Genomic DNA, 16,788 nt, shown 5'->3' with positions numbered 1-16,788 from the left:
GGCGAAGGCCGCGGCTTCGGTCGGGGCATGTTCGGCCGCGGCGGACCCGGCGGGCGCCATGGCATGGGCGGACGGGGCGGCGGCCGAGGCCGGCGCATGTTCGGCCCGGGCGACCTGAGGCTGGTGCTGCTGGCGCTCATCGAGCAGGAGCCCCGCCACGGCTACGACCTGATCAAGGCCATCGAGACCGCCTTCGGCGGCGGCTACGCCCCGTCGCCGGGCGTGGTCTACCCCAACCTGTCTCTGCTCTCGGACGAAGGCCTGATCGCCGGCGTCGAAGCCGGCGGCAAGCAGGTCTTCTCGGTGACGGAGGCGGGCCAGGCTTGGCTGGACGAGAACCGCACGGCCGTGGACGGCGTCATGCAGCGCATGGTGCTGGCGGCCCGGATGGTCTCGGGCGAACAGGCGCCGGAAGTGGTGCGCGAGGCCCTGCACACCCTGCGTCAGGCCATCGTCACCAAGCCCGGCGACTGGAGCGATCCGGAAACCGCGCGGGTGGTCGAAAGCCTGATGAAGGCGGTCCGCGAGATCAGCGGCCAATAGGCGAACACCGACAGGAAAAAGGGGGCCGCGATCGCTCGCGGCCCCTTCTTCATGCCCGGTCTGGCCGATCAGCGCTGTTTGCGGGCCCGGTCGGCGGCGTCCAGCATCCGAATTGCGGAAATCTCGGCCGCGTCGGCGGTCAGGGTCATCGCCGCCTCGGGCGGATCCTTGATCACGACCACGCCGTCCACGGGCGCCGGGGTCAGGGGATCGACAATCAGGTCATCGGGCTTGGGCGGGCGCTGGCTCATGCGGACTGAATGATCCGGTCCGACCCTTGTTCCCAAACAGAAAAAGGCCGGGATCGCTCCCGGCCTTTCGTGTCTCTCTCTCGCGCGCCGGGTCTAGCCCGCGGGCATCAGGATGCGTTCGTCCTTGCCGAACAGCTTGTTCCAGCGACGCTTGTCGCGGTTCTTCCAGGTCCCGCGGTGATAGGCGTCCGAGCCGATCAGCGGCACGACGGTGGTGGCTTCGGCGAAGACCATCTGCTCGTGCGTGGTCTGCACCTTGCCCCACGAGGCGGCTTCCTTGAGCGTCGAGGACGAGCAGGCGCCGTCGCGGACGTCGGCGACCGTGATCTGGACCGCATAGCGGTGCATCTCGGCCTCGATGCCGAGGATCTCGGCGCAGACGACCGTGTCCTGGGCGAAGTTCTTGGGCACCCCGCCGCCGACCATGAACAGGCCGGTGACGCCCGCGGCGATCTTGATGTCGGTCAGTTCGCGGAAGTCCGCCACCGCGTCGATCATCAGATAGGGCTTGCCCTCGGCGATCCGCTCCTTCTGGTGCTTGACCAGGCCGAAGCCGGCCGAGGAGTCCACGAAGGCCGGGCAGAAGATCGGCACGCCCTCTTCATAGGCGGTCTGGATCAGCGAGCCGGGCTTCTTCGCATTGCCTTCCGACAGCCACTTGCCCATTTCCCAGATGAACTCGCGCGAGGAATAGCCGCGCGGCTCCAGACGGTTGCAGATCTCCAGGATGGTGTGATCGCAGGCCTGGAGTTCTTCCTCGTCGATGTAGGTGTCGTAGATCCGGTCGATGTAGTTGTCGCGCAGGACGTTGTCGTCCACCTCGCCGGCGGCCTGATAGTGCTTGAAGCCCAGGGCCTCGAAGAAATCCATGTCGACGATCGAGGCGCCGGTGGCGACCACGGCGTCGATCATGCCGAACTTCACCATGTCGCGGTACACGTGCATGCAGCCGCCGGCCGACGTCGAGCCGGCCAGGATCAGCCACGGCGAGCAGTCCTTGTCCTCGATGGCCATGTTGAAGATGTCGGCGGCGCGGGCGGTGTCGCGCGACGAGAACGACATCTTGCGCATGCTGTCGATGATCGGACGGGCGTCGAACGAGGTGATGTCGACGTGCTCGACCGTGTTCTGGAGCAGTTGGGCTTTTTGGTTCGATTGAACGGGAGCGTTCATTGCAAGGGTTTCCCTTTGATTTGAGCGCCCGTCGTCAAAAGAGAACAGCGGCCCGGACGGAGCGACGGGCCGCTGCTTGTTACAACGCAAAAGCGACGGTTTAGCGCCGTTGCTTCTTCCGCTGGCCCGCCTTGCCCTTCGGGCGCGACAGGCGGACGATCTTGCGGGCCTGCTCTTCCGCCGAGGTGCGCACGGTCGGGATGGAGCGCGGCGCCAGGCCGTAGAGCGAGGCCATCGGGGCATCCTCGACCGCGGCGATCTCGTGCTCGCCATAGCCGTTGAAGCCGGTCGTCATGGCGACGCCATAGGCGCCGAGCATGCCGATCTCGATGAAATCGCCTTCCTGCACATCGGCCGGCAGCCAGAACGGGCCCGGCATGTGGTCGATGGAATCGCAGGTCGGGCCGTAGAAGCGGAAGGGCTTCAGGTCAGACGAGGCGTCTCCGTCCCGGACCAGCTTGGTCGGGAAGGGCCAGCGCGAGTGGGTGGCGTCGAACAGCGAGCCGTACGACCCGTCGTTCAGATACAGGGCGTCGCCCTTGCGCAGGTCCACGCGGCACAGGACCGACGAGGATTCGGCGACCAGCGAACGGCCCGGCTCGCACCACAGCTCGGTCGTTTCCGACACGGGCATCTCGCGGAAGCCGCGATGGATGGCGTCGGCGTATTCGCTCATGTCCGGCGGGACCATGCCCGGATAGACCGAGGGGAAGCCGCCGCCGACATCAACGATGTCCACGAAGACGCCGGCGCGGCTGATGGCGCGGCCGACCTGGGCCATGGCGGCCTCATAGGCGGACGGGCGCATGCATTGCGATCCGACGTGGAAGCAGACGCCCATCAGGCCGTCCTTCACCGCCTGGCGGGTGGCCAGCAGCAGGGACGGGGCCTGGTCCGGCGAGACGCCGAACTTGCCCGACAGGGAATAGGCCGCGCCGTCCGCCGAGACCGCCATGCGAACCAGCAGGTTCAGGTCGGTCGCGCCGCCGGTGGATTCGATGATCTTCTGCAGCTCGTCATGGCTGTCGAGCGAGAAGGTGCGGACGCCGTGGTCGAAATAGGCCTTGGTGATCGCGCCGCGGCTCTTGACCGGGTGCATGAAGGCCAGGCGTGCGTCGGCGCTCACCGAGCGAACCAGCTCGATCTCGCCGATGGAGGCCACGTCGAAGGCGGTGACGCCCGACTCGATCAGGGTCTCGATGACCCAGCGTGAAGGGTTGGCCTTCACAGCATAGAAGACGTCAGCCTTTAGATTGTCCTGGAACCAGCGCGCCGCTACGGAAACCGAACGCGGTCGCACGAGGGCGACGGGACGTTCAGGGGACCGCTCGCGGACCAGGTCCAGGGGAAATGGATACGTGCGCAATTCACGTAAACCCCTGTAATTGTTAAACCCAGACCGGCGTTAGCAGCGCAACGTTAGACCTACGGGGTCCGCCGGAAGGCGCGATATGAGGTCATACGACTGTCATGTAAAGAGGTTTTTTCTAGGCGGGCGTTGATCTTGCTCGAGATTTGTCCGCGTGCGGAACGAGCTTGGCCGCCCGGCATGACTCAGCCGTAACTTGCCGCGCCGCGGAGCGCTGATACCGTCCCCTCCGCATATCATTCGGGGGACTGTTCCATGCGCCGCGCCGCTCTTCTCGCCGCCGTCTTTCTCGCCGTCACGCCGTGGCAGGCCTTCGCCCAGGTTCCGGCCTCCGAACTGGCCCGCAGCGTCGACATCCCCTTCGAAGAGTTCACCCTCGACAACGGCCTGAGGGTCGTCGTCCACACCGACCGCAAGGCGCCGGTTGTGGCCATCCACGCCTGGTACAACGTCGGCTCCAAGGACGAGCCGGCGGGCCAGACCGGCTACGCCCACCTGTTCGAGCACATCGGCCTGTTCAATCCGACCGAGAACGTGCCCGGCGGCCTGATGGAGCCCCTGCGGGCCATGGGCGCCACAGACTGGAACGGCACCACCTGGTTCGACCGCACCAACTTCTTCCAGACCGTGCCGACCTCGGCGGTGGACCAGGCGCTCTACATGGAGAGCGACCGGATGGGGCACCTGCTGGGCGCGCTCAGCCAGGAGCGGCTCGATAACCAGCGCGGCGTGGTCCAGAACGAGAAGCGCCAGGGCGACAACCAGCCCTACGGCCTCGTCTATTACACCGTGCTGGAGACCCTTTTCCCCGAGGGGCACCCCTATCGCCACTCGACCATCGGCTCGATGGCCGATCTTGACGCCGCCAGCCTGGAAGACCTGCGCCAGTGGCACCGCGACAACTACGGCCCCAACAACGCCGTCCTGGTGCTGGCGGGCGACATCGACACGGCGACCGCGCGGCCGCTGGTCGAGAAATACTTCGGCCACATCCCCCGCGGCGCGGTGAACGAACCGGCCCAGGCCGACATCCCCACCCTGGCGGCGCGCGTCGACAAGGTGCTGCACGACCGCGTGCCCAACACCCAGCTGTCGCGCAACTGGGTCGTCCCCGGCCTGGTGTCCGACGAGGCGGCGGCGCTGGACATCGCCGCCAGCGTGTTCGGCGGCCTGGCCAGCTCGCGCCTGGACAACGCCCTGGTGCGCGGCGACGAGACGGCGACCTCGGTCAGCGCCTCCTATCAGCCGTTCCAGCGGCTGGGCATGATCGACATCGATGTGAACGTGAAGGCGGGCGGCGACGCGGACGCCGTCTCGGCGCGGCTGGACCAGCTGCTGGCCGACTATATCGCCAGCGGCCCGACCCAGGCCGAGGTCGAGCGCGCCGTGACCCGCCGCATCGCCGGGGTGCTGCAGGCGCTTGAGCCGACCGGCGGTTTCGGCGGCAAGGCGGTGACCCTGGCCGAAGGCGAGCTCTACGCCAATGATCCCGGCTTCTACCGTCGTCAGCTGGCCGCCTACGGCGCGGTGACGCCCGCCTCGGTCAAGGCGGCCATGCAGCGCTGGCTGACCCGTCCGGTGCTGGCCGTCCGCGTCGAGCCGGGCGAGCGCGAAGCCTATGCCGAGGCCGCCGACAACCGTCCGGCCCCGGCGCCCGCCGCCCCTCTGACGATCACCCCGCGCGCGCCCATGCCGCCCGTCGGCGAGATGCGCCCGCTGGTCTTCCCGGCCACCGAACGTCTGCGCCTGTCGAACGGGATGGAGGTCGTCTACGCCCGCTCGACCACGGTGCCGATCACCCGCGTGGCGGTCGAGTTCAACGCCGGCCTGGCCGCCGATCCGGCCGATGAACTGGGCGCCCAGACCCTGATGCTGGGCCTGCTGAAGGAAGCCGCCGGCGACCGTGACGCCGCCCAGATCGCCGAGCGCGAGGAACAGCTGGGCGCCAGCATCAGCGCCGGCGCGTCGATGGACCGCACGGTCATCAGCCTGATGTCGCCGACCGCCAATCTGGACCCGGCCCTGGCCCTGATGGGCGACATCATCCGCCGTCCGGCCTTCCGCCCGGGCGATATCGAGCGCCGCCGGACCCAGCAACTGGCCCAGATCGCCCAGGAGCGCAGCTCGCCCAACGGCATGGCCGGGCGCGCCTGGCCCGCCCTGGTCTTCGGCGCCGGCCATCCCTACGGCCGCCCGATGACCGGCCTCGGCTCGCCCGAGAGCGTCGGCGGGATCAGCCGCGAGGACCTGCAGGCCTTCCACGCCCGCTGGATCCGCCCCGACCTGGCCCAGATCTTCGTCGTTTCCGACAAGCCCCTGTCGGAGGTCGCCGCCCTTCTGGAAGCCCATCTCGGTCAGTGGGTCCCGCCGGCTTCGGCCCGCGGCGAGAAGAATTTCGCCGCCGCCGTCCCGACGGCCCAGCCGCGCATCATCCTGATCGACCGGCCCCAGTCGCCCCAGTCGATCATCCTCGGCGCCATGGTCCTGCCGACGACCGGCCACCAGGACCGGGTGGTCTTCACCGCCGCCAACGAGGCGATCGGCAGCGGCTTCCTGTCGCGCATCAACCAGGACATCCGCGAGACGCGCGGGTGGTCCTACGGTCTGGGCGGCTCCGCCGCCGGGCTGGAACAGCAGGTGCCCTACATCATCTCCGCCCCCGTCCAGTCGAACCGCACGGGCGAGTCGGTGCAGGTCCTGATCGATCAGTACCGCGCCTTCCTGTCCGACCGGGGCGTCACCGCCGCCGAGCGCGAGCGGATCGTCAACGCCAACGTCCGCCAGATTCCGGGCCAGTTCGAAACCTCGGCGGCCCTGCTGGGCGCCCTGCGCTCGAACGCCCTCTACGGCCGTCCTGACGACTACTGGACCACCCTGGCGCCCCGCTATCAGGGGCTGGACCAAGCCGCGCTGGACGCCGAGGCCCGCCGCCTTCTGGGGGAAGCGCCCTTCGTCTGGGTGGTCGTGGGCGATGCGGCGACTGTCCGGCCCCAATTGGAAGCCCTCGGCCTGCCGGTCGAAGTCCGGACGGCGCAGTGAGCGAGGCGGAGGAACGACTGCTCGCCGCCCTTGCGCGGATGGCCTCGCAGTATCTGGAAACGCCGGACGGCAGCCTCGATCACCTGGCGATGAGCGCCGGCGAGGCGGCCGTTGACCGACTGGTCGAGTACGGCCTGATAGAGCCTGACGGGCGTGGCGGGACCTGGACGCCGGCCGGTCGGGTTTTCCTCGCTTCGCATTGAGTGTCCCCGGCGCCGTTCCGCTGGACGAAATCGTCGCGGACGTGCCATTAAGACTTGCCTCGCGGGCCCTGTCGGGCCATGCGGCGCGCCCTTGCAACCGCAAATTCGCGTGCTCATGACCTCAGCTCCCGCCGCTGTCGCGTCCGTCAAGGACGTGTCCAAAACCTTCGGCGCCCGGAAGGCGTTGAACGGCGTCTCCGTCGAGGTCGGGGCCGGCGAGATGGTCGCCCTGATCGGCCCGTCCGGCTCCGGCAAGTCGACCCTGCTGCGCTCGATCACCGGCCTGCAGTCGATCGACGGCGGCAAGGGCACCATCACCGTCTTCGGCGAGGTGGTTCAGAAGAACGGCCGCGTGACCGGTCAGGTCCGCGCCGCGCGCCAGAAGCTGGGCATGATCTTCCAGCAGTTCAATCTGGTCGGCCGCCTGTCGCTGTTCTCCAACGTCATGCTGGGCGCGCTCGGCCGCGTTCCGGGCTGGCGCGGCCTGTTCGGCGCCTGGCCGGGCGCGGACAAGGAACTCGCCATGGCCGCCCTGCACCGCGTCGGCGTGTCCGACTATGCGGCCCAGCGCGCTAACACCCTGTCCGGCGGGCAGCAGCAGCGCGGCGCCATCGCCCGCGCCATCGTGCAGGGCGCGAAGGCCATCCTGGCCGACGAACCTGTCGCCTCGCTGGACCCCGTCTCCGCCCGCAAGGTCATGGAGCTGCTGGTCGAGCTGAACCAGCGCGACGGCATGGGCGTCATCGTCACCCTGCACCAGGTCGACTACGCCATCCGCTATTGCGACCGCGTCATCGCCCTGCAGGGCGGCAAGATCGTCTACGACGGCCCGTCGACCGGTCTGGACACGGCCCGCCTGATCGAAATCTACGGCCCGGAGTTCGAGGACGCCTTCTGGGAAACCAAGGCATGATCCTTTCCGGCTGGGCTCGCCGTTCCGGGATCGGCGCTCTCGCCGTCGCCGCGCTGGGCCTGACCGGCGTGGCTCTGGCCGGCTGCGGCGAGCGGGACGGGGCGTCCGGAAAGCCGGCCGAGGCCGTGACCTTCTCCATCCTCTCCGCCCAGGGCCAGGCGTCCGCCGGCCCCCTGTGGCAGCCTCTGCTGGACGACATGTCCAAGGCCGTCGGCGCGCCGGTGAAGCCGCAGTTCGCCTCGACCTACGCCGCCCTGGTCGAGGACATGAAGCGGGGCGAGGTCCAGGCCGGCTGGTTCTCGGCCCAGCCCGCCATCGACGCCATCGACGACGCGAACGCCGAACTGATCGCGCGCACCGTCAACCAGCAGGGCCAGGACAACTATCGCGCCACCCTGATCGTCAAGACGGGTTCGGGCATCACCCTGGACGGCGTCATGGCCTGCGGGCGGCGCTACAGCTTCGGCATCGGCGACGCCCAGTCGACCTCGGGCACCCTGGCTCCGCTGACCTATCTGTTCACGCCGCGCGGCATCGATCCGGAGCGCTGCTTCAGCAGCGTCCGCTCGGCCAACCATGAGCGCAACGCCTTCGAGGTCGCCTCCGGCGTGCTGGACGTGGCGACCTCCAACACCGTCAGCGGCGCGGCCCTGCAGAGCCAGAACCCGACCCTCGCCGAGCAGATCCAGGTCATCTGGCAGTCGCCGCCGATCCCCGAGGGCGGGATTGTGGTGCGCGAGGACCTGGACCCGGCGCTGAAGGAAAAGATCCGCAGCTTCTTCCTGACCTACGGCCAGGGCGCCGGGGTCGAGGCCGAGCGCCAGCGCCGCGTGCTGGCCGGACTGCGCTATTCACGCTTCAACGCCGCTGACGACGACTATCTGGACCCCGTGCGGGAAATGATGGCCGACCAGCGGCTGATCGCCGCCCGCGCCGAGCGCAACGCCGCCGGCGTCGCCGAGGCCGAGCAGGAACTGCAACGCCTGCGGGCGAAACGCGAGGTTCAGCCGTGAACCCCCTCAAGACCACAACCGCCGCCCGTTCGGGCGCGTTCCGGAAAGCCATGGGCATGAGCCGCCTTCGTACCGTCTTCGCCGCCGTCCTGGCGCTCGCCGTCGTCGTCCTCGGACTGACCTCGGTCCCCGCCGCCGCCCAGACCCGGGCCGAGCGCCCGACCAAACTGGTCTTCACCATCCTGTCGGCGGAAGGCCAGGCCTCGTCCGGCCCGATGTGGCAGCCGCTGCTGGACGATCTGGAACGCGCGGTCGGCATTCCGGTCGAGCCCATCTTCGGCTCGAACTACAGCGTGCTGGTCGAGGCCATGAGCGCCGACCAGGCCCAGATCGGCTGGTTCTCGGCCCTGCCGGCCGTCCAGGCGATCGACCGCGCCGGCGCCGAGGTCATCGCCCGCACCGTCGATATCGAGGGCAAGGATTCCTACACCTCGTCCCTGATCGTGAAGAAGGGCTCGGGCATCACGCTCGCCGACGTCGAGCGTTGCGGAAAGCGCTACGACTTCGGCATCGGCGACGCCCAGTCGACGTCGGGCACCCTGGCGCCGATGACCTATTTCTTCAGCCCGCGGAACATCACGCCGTCGGCCTGCTTCGCCACCGTCCGCTCTGCCAGCCACCAGGCCAACTCCTTCGCCGTGGCCAACGGCCTGGTCGACGTGGCGACCTCCAACTCGGTCAACACCGTCTTCCTGCGCCGCGAGAACCCGGCCATCGCCGACCAGATCGAGGTCATCTGGCAGTCCCCGCCGATCCCGGAATCGGGCATCCTGATCCGCGGCGATCTTCCCGCCGACGTGAAGGCCAAGATTCGTCAGTTCTTCGTCACCTACGGCCAGGGCTACGGCCCCGACGTCGAGCAACAGCGCGCGGTGATGACCAAGCTGAACTATTCCCAGTTCCGCGCCGCCGATAACAGCTACCTGGACCCCATCCGCGAGATGAAGGCCGACCAGGCCCGTCGGGAGGGCCGTCCGCCCGAGGTCGCGCCGCCGTCCAGGAAGGATCAGATCACCCGCTGGGGGCCGTTCGCCCTGATCGGCGTCCTGGTGCTGCTGGCCATCGGTCTGAACGTCCTGCCCAAGCGGGCTCCCGCGCCGAGCGATCCGGCCGTGGTTCCGGCGCCGCCGAAGAAGTCCATGGCCGCCTGGTCGCTGGACATCCTGCTGTGGGGCGGCTTCGCCATCATCCTGCTGGCGGCGGTCGGCCACGTCGGCCTGCCCAATATCGGCAACCTCTTCTCCAGCCCGGAGAAGATGCAGAAATACGGCCAGGCCTTCCTGAGCCCGGACTTCAGCCAGTGGCGCATGCTGGTCGGCCAGATGTGGCTGACGGTTCAGATCGCCCTGTGGGGCACCTTCCTGGCGGTCTTCATCGCCATCCCGCTCAGCCTCATGGCGTCGCGCAACCTGTCGCCGGCCTGGCTGGTCTGGCCGGTGCGCCGCGTGATGGACCTGCTGCGCTCGGTGCCCGACCTGGTGGTCGCCACCCTGTTCATCGTCGCCGTGGGCCTGGGCCCGCTGGCCGGGGTTCTGGCCATCGCCCTGAACACCGCCGGCGTGCTGGCCAAGCTGTTCTCGGAAGCGGTCGAGTCGATCGACAAGGGGCCCATCGAGGGCGTCAAGGCGACCGGCGCGGGCGGCCTGCACGAGATCGCCTGGGGCGTCATCCCCCAGGTGGCTCCGCTGTGGACGTCCTTCGCCCTCTACCGCTTCGAGTCGAACAGCCGCGCGGCCACCGTGCTGGGCCTGATCGGCGCCGGCGGCATCGGCCAGACCCTGTTCGAAAGCCTGCAGGCGTTCGAATATTCCAAGGTCTCGACCATCGCGATCATCATCGTCGTGGCCGTGACCCTGATCGACATGCTGTCCCAGGCCATGCGCAAGCGGCTGCTCTGATCCGCTTCACCATCGGCATATGAAAAAGCCCGCCCCGTGCATCACGAGGCGGGCTTTCTGTTTCAGTCTCGACGCGCGATCAGCCCTGCCGCAAATCCGGCGGCGTCGCCTCTTCCGTCAGCATGCGGATGGCTTCCTCGATGGTGACCAGTTCCTGGGCCTGCGAGCCGAGGCGGCGCAGGGCGACCATGCCCTCTTCGGCTTCCTTCTTGCCGACCACGGCGATGACCGGGACCTTGCCGACCGAGTGCTCGCGCACCTTGTAGCCGACCTTCTCGTTGCGCAGGTCGATCTCGGTCCGCAGCCCGGCGGCCTTGAACTTCGCCACCACCTCTTCGGCGTAGCTGTCGGCGTCCGAGACGATGGTCGCCACCACCGCCTGCGTCGGCGCCAGCCATAGCGGGAAGGCCCCGGCGTAGTTCTCGATCATGATGCCGATGAAGCGCTCGAACGAGCCCAGGATCGCGCGGTGCAGCATGACCGGCCGGTGCTTCTGGCCGTCCTCGCCGATGTAGGTCGCGTCCAGCCGCTCGGGCAGGACGTAGTCCAGCTGCAGCGTGCCGCAGGTCCACTCGCGCCCGATGGCGTCCTTGACCACGAAGTCCAGCTTGGGCGCGTAGAAGGCGCCGTCGCCCTCGGCGATGACGGGATCGACGCCCGCGGCCTTGGCGGCCTCGGCCAGCATGCCCTCGGCCTTGTCCCAGAACGCGTCCGACCCGGCGCGGATCTCGGGGCGGGTGGCCAGGTTGATGTAGGCCGTCTCCATGCCCAGGTCGGCGTGGATCATCTTCGTCAGGCGGATGAAGCGCTCCGTCTCCTCGACGATCTGGTCCTCGCGGCAGAAGATGTGGGCGTCGTCCTGGGTGAAGCCGCGCACGCGCATCAGGCCGTGCAGGGCGCCCGACGGCTCATAGCGGTGACAGGCGCCGAACTCGGCCATGCGCAGCGGCAGCTCGCGGTACGAGCGCTGGCCGATGCCGAAGATCTGCACGTGGCCCGGGCAGTTCATCGGCTTCAGGCTGAGGGTCTCGCCCTCGACCGTCTCGCAGACGAACATGTTGGGGCGGTATTTCTCCCAGTGGCCCGACTTCTCCCAGAAGGTGCGGTCCAGCACCTGGGGCGTCTTGACCTCGACATAGCCGGCGGCGTCCAGCCGGCGGCGCATATAGGCCTCGATGACCTGCCACAGCACCCAGCCCTTGGGGTGCCAGAAGACCATGCCCCGGCCCTCTTCCTGCATGTGGAAGAGCTCCATGGCGCGGCCCAGCTTGCGGTGGTCGCGCTTCTCGGCCTCCTCGACGCGCAGCAGATAGGCGTCCAGGTCGGCCTGGCTGGCCCAGGCCGTGGCGTAGATGCGCTGCAGCTGCGGATTGCGGTGGTCGCCGCGCCAGTAGGCGCCGGCCAGCTTGGTCAGCTTGAAGGCCTTGCCCACGAACTTCGTCGAGGGGAAGTGCGGTCCGCGGCACAGGTCCGCCCAGGTTCCCGTCCGGTAGACGGTGATCGTCTCGCTGGCGGGCAGGTCGCGGATCAGCTCGGCCTTGAAGCTCTCGCCCTTGGCCTCGAACATCGCGATGGCCTCGTCGCGGTTCCAGACCTCGCGGACCAGCTTCTCGTCGCGGTCGACGATCTCGGCCATCCGCTTCTCGATCGCGGCGAAGTCGTCCGTCGAGAACGGCTCCTCGCGGAAGAAGTCATAATAGAAGCCGTCCTCGATGGCCGGGCCGATGGTGACCTGGGTGCCGGGGAACAGCTCCTGCACGGCCTGCGCCAGGATGTGCGCGGCGTCGTGGCGGATGGTCTCCAGCGCGTCGGGATCGTCGCGCATGATCAGCTTGAAGTCGCCGCCGACTTCCAGCGGGCGGTCCACGTCCCACTGCTGGCCGTTGATCTCGACCAGCGCCGCGCGCTTGGCCAGGGACGGGGAGATGGAGGCCGCCACGTCACGGCCCGTCGCATCGGCGGGAAACTGTCGGCTGGCGCCGTCGGGGAATTTGAGTTCGATCATCGGTCTGTCTTTTCGGGCGGCGGAGGCACCGGATCATAGGTCCAGTCCATGCCGCTGAAGGGGTGGCATTTACAGAGGCGTCTGACCGTGAGCCATCCCCCCTTGAGCGGTCCGTGCTGGATCAGCGCGTCCCGCCCGTAGTCGGAGCAGGTCGGCCGGAACCGGCATTGCTGTCCGATCAGGGGCGACAGCGTCACCTTGTACCCGCGATGGGCCAATCGGACGCCGCGTTCGTAGAGAGTTCCGCCGGAAGCCATGTCGCCGCGCTTATCCCCCGTGAAGGGCCTGGCCTCAAGTAGCGCGACCGCGCGATAGGCCAAAGATAAAGGAGCAACCGCCTAGCCGGCGAGGCGAGTTCGGGTGTCCGGAGCCTTGCGCTCCAGCGCCTCGCGGACGGCGTCCAGCGTCGCCTCGATGGCGACCATGGTGGAGGCGTGGCGGGCCGGGTAGTCGGCGACCTGTTTCAGGGCGCGCAGGCCCTCGAACCGGCCCTCGGGGCCTTCGCCGCCGGATTTCAGCATGGCCAGCATGGCGTCGCGGGCGGCGGACAGCTCATTCGCCGTCGCGCCGATCACCGCCTCGCCCAGCACGCCCGCGGCGGCCTGGCCCAGGGCGCAGGCCTTCACGTCCTGAGCGAAGGTCGCGATGCGGCCCTCGGCGTCCAGCGTCACGTCCACGACGGCCTTCGATCCGCACAGCTTGGCGACCCGCTCGCCCGTGCCTTCCGGCGCGGGCAGGCGGCCGCTGTGCGGCAGGTTGGCCGCCAGCGTCAGGATGCGCGTGCTGTAGAGCTCGTCGATCATGGAACCCAATGTAGGGGATCAACCGCCCCTCAGCTACCTTGCAGCGAGGTCCAGGTGCGGGCGGCGGCCTGTTGCGAGCCCGCGGCGTTGCGGGCGTTCAGCCAGGCCAGGTTGCTGTCGGCCTGGTCCGGCGGCAGGTCGCGGCGCAGGATCTGCTCCGCCTCGCCCATCTTCCCGTTCAGACCCAGGGCCAGCGCCAAGTTCAGCCGCACCTTCAGCGAGGCGCCCGGCTGGGCGGCGGCGCGGCGCAGCAGGGGCTCGGCGGAGGCGTTGTCGCCGCGCGTCATGGCCGAGACGGCCATATTGGTCAGCACGTCGGGATTCTCGGGCGACAGGGCCAGGGCCTGGGCCCAGGAGGCGCGCGCGTCGTCGGTCCGGCGCACCTGCTCATAGGCCGTGCCCAGCAGCGACCAGGGGTGCCAGTCGTCGGGCTTCATGTCGCGGGCCCGCTCCAGCGCCAGGATGCCGTAGAAGGCCTGGCCGCGCGCGATATGGGCCCGCCCCAGCTCCAGCATGGCGTCGTAGTTGCCCGGCTGGACCAGCAGCACGCGCTGGGCGATGTCGGCGGCCTGGTCGTGGCGGCCCAGTTCGCGCAGCGCCTGCGAGGCCTTCACTCCGGCGACCGGATCCAGCGGCGTGATCTCGGCCTCCTGGGTCCAGAACACCGACCGCGACAGGGCGTCGGCCCGCTCATAGGCGGCGCGCACCTCGGCGGTCGCGGGCGTGCGCGGCGGCGCGGGCTCGGCGGCCTGTTGAGGCACAGGCGTGACCTGCGCCAGCGCCGGGGCGGCGAGGGCGGTGAACAGGACGACGGTTGCGATACAGGCGGTCGTGCGCGACATGAGAAGGCGCTCCGGAAAGGTCGGCCATAGAATCGGCCCTCCGCGTCAACTGCTGGTTAACAAAGGCCGACTCCATGTCCGTTCTCCATCCCGATGTGCTGACTGCCGACGCCACGGGCGCGCTTCCGGTCCGCGTGGTCGGCAAGGACGCGGTTCTGGGCGGCGCCGAGGCGGCCTGGGCCGCCGCCAATGACTTCACCGGCAAGGCCGGCCAGCTGCTGGTCCTGCCCGGCGCGGACGGCGCCGTGGCGGGCGCCCTGTTCGGCGCCGGCGACCGCTTCGATCCCATGGCCGCCCGGGGGCTGGCGGCCAGACTGCCCGCCGGCCTGTGGCGGCTGGACGGCGTGGACGGGGAGGCGGCCTCGCAGGCGGCCCTGGCCTTCGCCCTGGGAGCCTATCGCTTCGACCGCTACAAGAGCCGTCCCGCCCAGGGCCCGCGTCTGGCCGCCCCCGGCGTGGACGTGCAGCCCCTGCTGAACATCGCCTCCGCCTGCGCCCTGGCCCGCGAGATGGTCGACACCCCCGCCGGCGACATGGGCCCCCTGCAGATCGAGACCATCGCCCGCGAGATCGCCGAGGCCCACGGCGCGGCCCTGTCGGTCATCACCGGCGACGCCCTGCTGGAAGAGAACTACCCCGCCGTCCACGCCGTCGGCCGCGCCGCCGCCCCGCACCGCGCGCCCCGGGTCATCGAGATCGGCTGGAACCTGGACCAGACCGGCCTGCCCCTGGTGGCCCTGGTCGGCAAGGGCGTCGTCTTCGACACCGGCGGACTGGACCTCAAGCCCGCCGCGGGCATGCGCAACATGAAGAAGGACATGGGCGGCTCGGCCCATGTGCTGGCGCTCGGCCGCCTGGTCATGCAGGCCGGGCTGCCGGTGCGGCTGGTGGTGCTGGTCGCCGCCGTCGAGAACGCGGTGTCAGGCGACGCCTTCCGCCCCGGCGACGTCCTGTCCAGCCGCAAAGGCCTGACCATCGAGATCGGCAATACGGACGCCGAGGGCCGGCTCATCCTCGCCGACGTCCTGACCCGGGCGGCGGAGCACAACCCCGACCTGACGCTGGACTTCGCCACCCTGACCGGCGCCGCGCGGATGGCGCTGGGACCGGAGCTGCCGCCGCTGTATACCGACGACGAGGCTCTGGCCGCCGACATGCTGGCCGCCGCCGCCGCCGTGGGCGACCCGCTGTGGCGCATGCCGCTGTGGGCCGGCTACCGGTCGGCGCTGGAGACCGAGATCGCCGACCTGAAGAACGATTCCTCCGCCTGGGCGCAGGCCGGCTCGGTCTGCGCGGCCCTGTTCCTGCAGAAGTTCGCCCCCGAGACCGGCGCCTGGGCGCACATGGACATCTTCGCCTGGAACCCCCGCGCCCGCCCCGGCTGGCCCGAGGGCGGCGAGGCGCAGGGCCTGCGGGCGTCGTTCGAGATGCTGAAGCGCCGCTTCGCGGTGAGGCAGTAGGCAGATAGGCAGTAGGCAATAGGGAGGATTGCTCTCCCAGCCGCCCGGCTGCGATCCTCTGCCTACTGCCTACTGCCTACTGCCTACTGCCTGCTGCCTAAATTCCTCCCGTTAACGGCCCTTCCACCACCGCGCGCTACAACACCGGCTCAACCAGACGAGCTTCGTTTGACCGCTGCCGCCGACATTCTGGACCCCCGCACCACCCTGGCCCGGCCCGATCTGGCCGAGCAGGCGCTGGAAGGCGTGGTCCGCGCCGCGGCCTACCGCGCGACCCGGGCGATGCGCTGCACCGCCCCGGTGGCCGACATCCATGGCGAAACCGGATCTCGCATCGACCAGCTGGTCTTCGGCGAGGTCTTCGACATCCTCGACGCCGACGGCGACCGCCTGTGGGGCCGCGCCCGCCGCGACGGCGTGGTCGGCTGGGTCAAGGCCTCCAACCTGACCGAGGGCGCGCCCCTGGCCCGCGCCCGGGTGGCCGCGGTCGACGCCGCCCTGCCCTTGAACGCCCTCGTCCTCGAGGGCGAAGACCCCAGTTTCCAGCCCGTCGGCGCGTTCGAGACCGATCCCGTCGCCGTGGCCGAACGCCTGCTCGGCGTGCCGCACGTTCCCGGCGGCCGCTCCTCGCGCGGCACCGACTGCGCGGGCCTGATCCAGCAGGCGCTCTACGCCTGCGGCCGCGCCGCGCCGCGCTATCCGGACCAGCAGGTCGAGCTGGGCGCCGAGACGCCGCGCGCGCAGGCCCGTCGCGGCGACCTGGTGATCTGGCTGCATGACGACATGGGGCCGTGGAACGGCCATTCCGCCATCCTGATCGACGCCGACCGCGTCCTGCACGCCACCGGCCACCACGGCGCGGTGGTCGTCGAGCCGCTGGCCGAGGCGGAAGCCCGCTACGCCGCCGAAGGCTTCAAGGCGCCGGTGTTCAGAAAGCTCTAAGCCACAACTCCGTTGCTATCGTCATCCCGGGGGCGCGAAGCGAACCCCGGGACCCAGCAGCGCCGCGACCGCGGCGAAACACCATCAGCCGTCAACGAAGCTCGCTGTCGCCGATATTCGAGCTCCCCACAGGTTCGCGCTTTCGCGCGCCGCTGGGTTCCGGCCTTCGCCGGGACGATAGCGGGCCAGAACGAAAAAGGCCCCGCCGTCGCCGGCGGGGCCTTTCCGTATCTGTGACCGAGCCTAGTGGTTGGCCGGGGCGGAGCTGGTCGCGGCAGGCGGAGCCGCCGGGGTGGCCTGGGTCGTCGCCGGAGCGGCGCCCGGGGCGGCGGGA

At 69.5% G+C, this 16,788-nt stretch carries 15 protein-coding genes and 1 pseudogene; 9 read left to right on the top strand and 7 right to left on the bottom strand.

Features of this window, described 5'->3' with window-relative positions; all coding sequences use genetic code 11:
- The coding region (locus Q0C81_RS05380) for a PadR family transcriptional regulator (RefSeq protein ID WP_291834638.1) at nucleotides 1-543 on the top strand (543 nt) is incomplete at its 5' end.
- 68 nt (nucleotides 544-611) lie between these two features.
- Here Q0C81_RS05380 and Q0C81_RS05375 read toward each other — a convergent pair.
- From Q0C81_RS05375 to Q0C81_RS05365, 3 genes are all read right to left on the bottom strand, one after another.
- Nucleotides 612-794 (bottom strand): hypothetical protein, encoded by a 183-nt coding sequence (locus tag Q0C81_RS05375; RefSeq protein WP_291834636.1) that lies wholly within the window; start codon nucleotides 792-794, stop codon nucleotides 612-614.
- A gap of 93 nt (nucleotides 795-887) precedes the next feature.
- Entirely contained in the window at nucleotides 888-1,967 is a 1,080-nt protein-coding gene (locus tag Q0C81_RS05370) for a deoxyhypusine synthase (RefSeq protein ID WP_291834633.1), read from the bottom strand.
- Nucleotides 1,968-2,067: 100 nt separating this feature from the next.
- Nucleotides 2,068-3,333 carry a type III PLP-dependent enzyme gene (locus tag Q0C81_RS05365; RefSeq protein WP_291834630.1) on the bottom strand — a complete coding sequence of 422 codons (1,266 nt, stop codon included), beginning with the start codon at nucleotides 3,331-3,333 and terminating at the stop codon, nucleotides 2,068-2,070.
- 258 nt (nucleotides 3,334-3,591) lie between these two features.
- On the opposite strand from Q0C81_RS05365, the gene Q0C81_RS05360 reads away from it, so the two are divergent.
- From Q0C81_RS05360 to phnE, 6 genes and pseudogenes are all read left to right on the top strand, one after another.
- Nucleotides 3,592-6,375 carry a pitrilysin family protein gene (locus Q0C81_RS05360; protein WP_291834629.1) on the top strand — a complete coding sequence of 928 codons (2,784 nt, stop codon included), beginning with the start codon at nucleotides 3,592-3,594 and terminating at the stop codon, nucleotides 6,373-6,375.
- A complete protein-coding gene (locus Q0C81_RS05355; RefSeq protein WP_291834626.1) occupies nucleotides 6,372-6,578 on the top strand; it encodes a hypothetical protein in 207 nt (68 codons plus the stop codon). Before Q0C81_RS05360 ends, Q0C81_RS05355 begins: the two co-directional genes overlap by 4 nt.
- Before the next feature lie 115 nt (nucleotides 6,579-6,693).
- Nucleotides 6,694-7,491 (top strand): phosphonate ABC transporter ATP-binding protein, encoded by a 798-nt coding sequence (phnC, locus tag Q0C81_RS05350; RefSeq protein WP_291834622.1) that lies wholly within the window; start codon nucleotides 6,694-6,696, stop codon nucleotides 7,489-7,491.
- Complete coding sequence (gene phnD, locus Q0C81_RS05345; protein ID WP_291834619.1) at nucleotides 7,488-8,504, top strand: phosphate/phosphite/phosphonate ABC transporter substrate-binding protein; 1,017 nt, start codon at nucleotides 7,488-7,490, stop codon at nucleotides 8,502-8,504. Before phnC ends, phnD (Q0C81_RS05345) begins: the two co-directional genes overlap by 4 nt.
- A 50-nt stretch (nucleotides 8,505-8,554) precedes the next feature.
- Nucleotides 8,555-9,412, top strand: a pseudogene (gene phnD / locus Q0C81_RS05340) (phosphate/phosphite/phosphonate ABC transporter substrate-binding protein); the annotation flags it as partial.
- Nucleotides 9,413-9,643: 231 nt separating this feature from the next.
- Complete coding sequence (phnE, locus tag Q0C81_RS05335) at nucleotides 9,644-10,402, top strand: phosphonate ABC transporter, permease protein PhnE (protein ID WP_291834643.1); 759 nt, start codon at nucleotides 9,644-9,646, stop codon at nucleotides 10,400-10,402.
- Between the two features lie 79 nt (nucleotides 10,403-10,481).
- Here phnE and thrS read toward each other — a convergent pair whose 3' ends face one another.
- From thrS to Q0C81_RS05315, 4 genes are all read right to left on the bottom strand, one after another.
- Nucleotides 10,482-12,407 carry a threonine--tRNA ligase gene (gene thrS / locus Q0C81_RS05330; RefSeq protein ID WP_291834616.1) on the bottom strand — a complete coding sequence of 642 codons (1,926 nt, stop codon included), beginning with the start codon at nucleotides 12,405-12,407 and terminating at the stop codon, nucleotides 10,482-10,484.
- The gene (gene yidD, locus Q0C81_RS05325; protein ID WP_291834641.1) at nucleotides 12,404-12,664 is read right to left on the bottom strand and encodes a membrane protein insertion efficiency factor YidD; all 261 of its coding nucleotides are present in this window, start codon (nucleotides 12,662-12,664) and stop codon (nucleotides 12,404-12,406) included. Before yidD ends, thrS begins: the two co-directional genes overlap by 4 nt.
- An 81-nt stretch (nucleotides 12,665-12,745) precedes the next feature.
- Complete coding sequence (locus tag Q0C81_RS05320; protein WP_291834613.1) at nucleotides 12,746-13,210, bottom strand: iron-sulfur cluster assembly scaffold protein; 465 nt, start codon at nucleotides 13,208-13,210, stop codon at nucleotides 12,746-12,748.
- 29 nt (nucleotides 13,211-13,239) lie between these two features.
- Complete coding sequence (locus Q0C81_RS05315; RefSeq protein ID WP_291834610.1) at nucleotides 13,240-14,052, bottom strand: tetratricopeptide repeat protein; 813 nt, start codon at nucleotides 14,050-14,052, stop codon at nucleotides 13,240-13,242.
- A gap of 74 nt (nucleotides 14,053-14,126) precedes the next feature.
- Between Q0C81_RS05315 and Q0C81_RS05310 the strand changes: the two genes are divergently transcribed.
- Both Q0C81_RS05310 and Q0C81_RS05305 read left to right on the top strand, forming a co-directional pair.
- Nucleotides 14,127-15,512, top strand: a complete 1,386-nt coding sequence (locus Q0C81_RS05310; protein WP_291834607.1) for a M17 family metallopeptidase — start codon at nucleotides 14,127-14,129, stop codon at nucleotides 15,510-15,512.
- Nucleotides 15,513-15,680: 168 nt separating this feature from the next.
- On the top strand, nucleotides 15,681-16,454 hold the full coding sequence (locus Q0C81_RS05305) for an NlpC/P60 family protein (protein WP_291834604.1): 774 nt from the start codon (nucleotides 15,681-15,683) through the stop codon (nucleotides 16,452-16,454).
- Nucleotides 16,455-16,788 lie beyond the last annotated feature (334 nt).

This window comes from Brevundimonas sp. (genome assembly GCF_023259385.1).
Lineage (GTDB): Bacteria > Pseudomonadota > Alphaproteobacteria > Caulobacterales > Caulobacteraceae > Brevundimonas.
Note: the sequence above shows the minus strand (reverse complement) of the source record. Positions and strands in the feature narration are given on the sequence as shown.

Coding starts and splice junctions, on each gene's coding strand:
- Q0C81_RS05375 (WP_291834636.1), bottom strand. CDS start 794: ATGAGCCAGCGCCCGCCCAAGCCCGATGACCTGATTGTCGATCCCCTG.
- Q0C81_RS05370 (WP_291834633.1), bottom strand. CDS start 1,967: ATGAACGCTCCCGTTCAATCGAACCAAAAAGCCCAACTGCTCCAGAAC.
- Q0C81_RS05360 (WP_291834629.1), top strand. CDS start 3,592: ATGCGCCGCGCCGCTCTTCTCGCCGCCGTCTTTCTCGCCGTCACGCCG.
- phnC (WP_291834622.1), top strand. CDS start 6,694: ATGACCTCAGCTCCCGCCGCTGTCGCGTCCGTCAAGGACGTGTCCAAA.
- phnD (WP_291834619.1), top strand. CDS start 7,488: ATGATCCTTTCCGGCTGGGCTCGCCGTTCCGGGATCGGCGCTCTCGCC.
- phnE (WP_291834643.1), top strand. CDS start 9,644: ATGGCCGCCTGGTCGCTGGACATCCTGCTGTGGGGCGGCTTCGCCATC.
- thrS (WP_291834616.1), bottom strand. CDS start 12,407: ATGATCGAACTCAAATTCCCCGACGGCGCCAGCCGACAGTTTCCCGCC.
- yidD (WP_291834641.1), bottom strand. CDS start 12,664: ATGGCTTCCGGCGGAACTCTCTACGAACGCGGCGTCCGATTGGCCCAT.
- Q0C81_RS05320 (WP_291834613.1), bottom strand. CDS start 13,210: ATGATCGACGAGCTCTACAGCACGCGCATCCTGACGCTGGCGGCCAAC.
- Q0C81_RS05315 (WP_291834610.1), bottom strand. CDS start 14,052: ATGTCGCGCACGACCGCCTGTATCGCAACCGTCGTCCTGTTCACCGCC.
- Q0C81_RS05310 (WP_291834607.1), top strand. CDS start 14,127: ATGTCCGTTCTCCATCCCGATGTGCTGACTGCCGACGCCACGGGCGCG.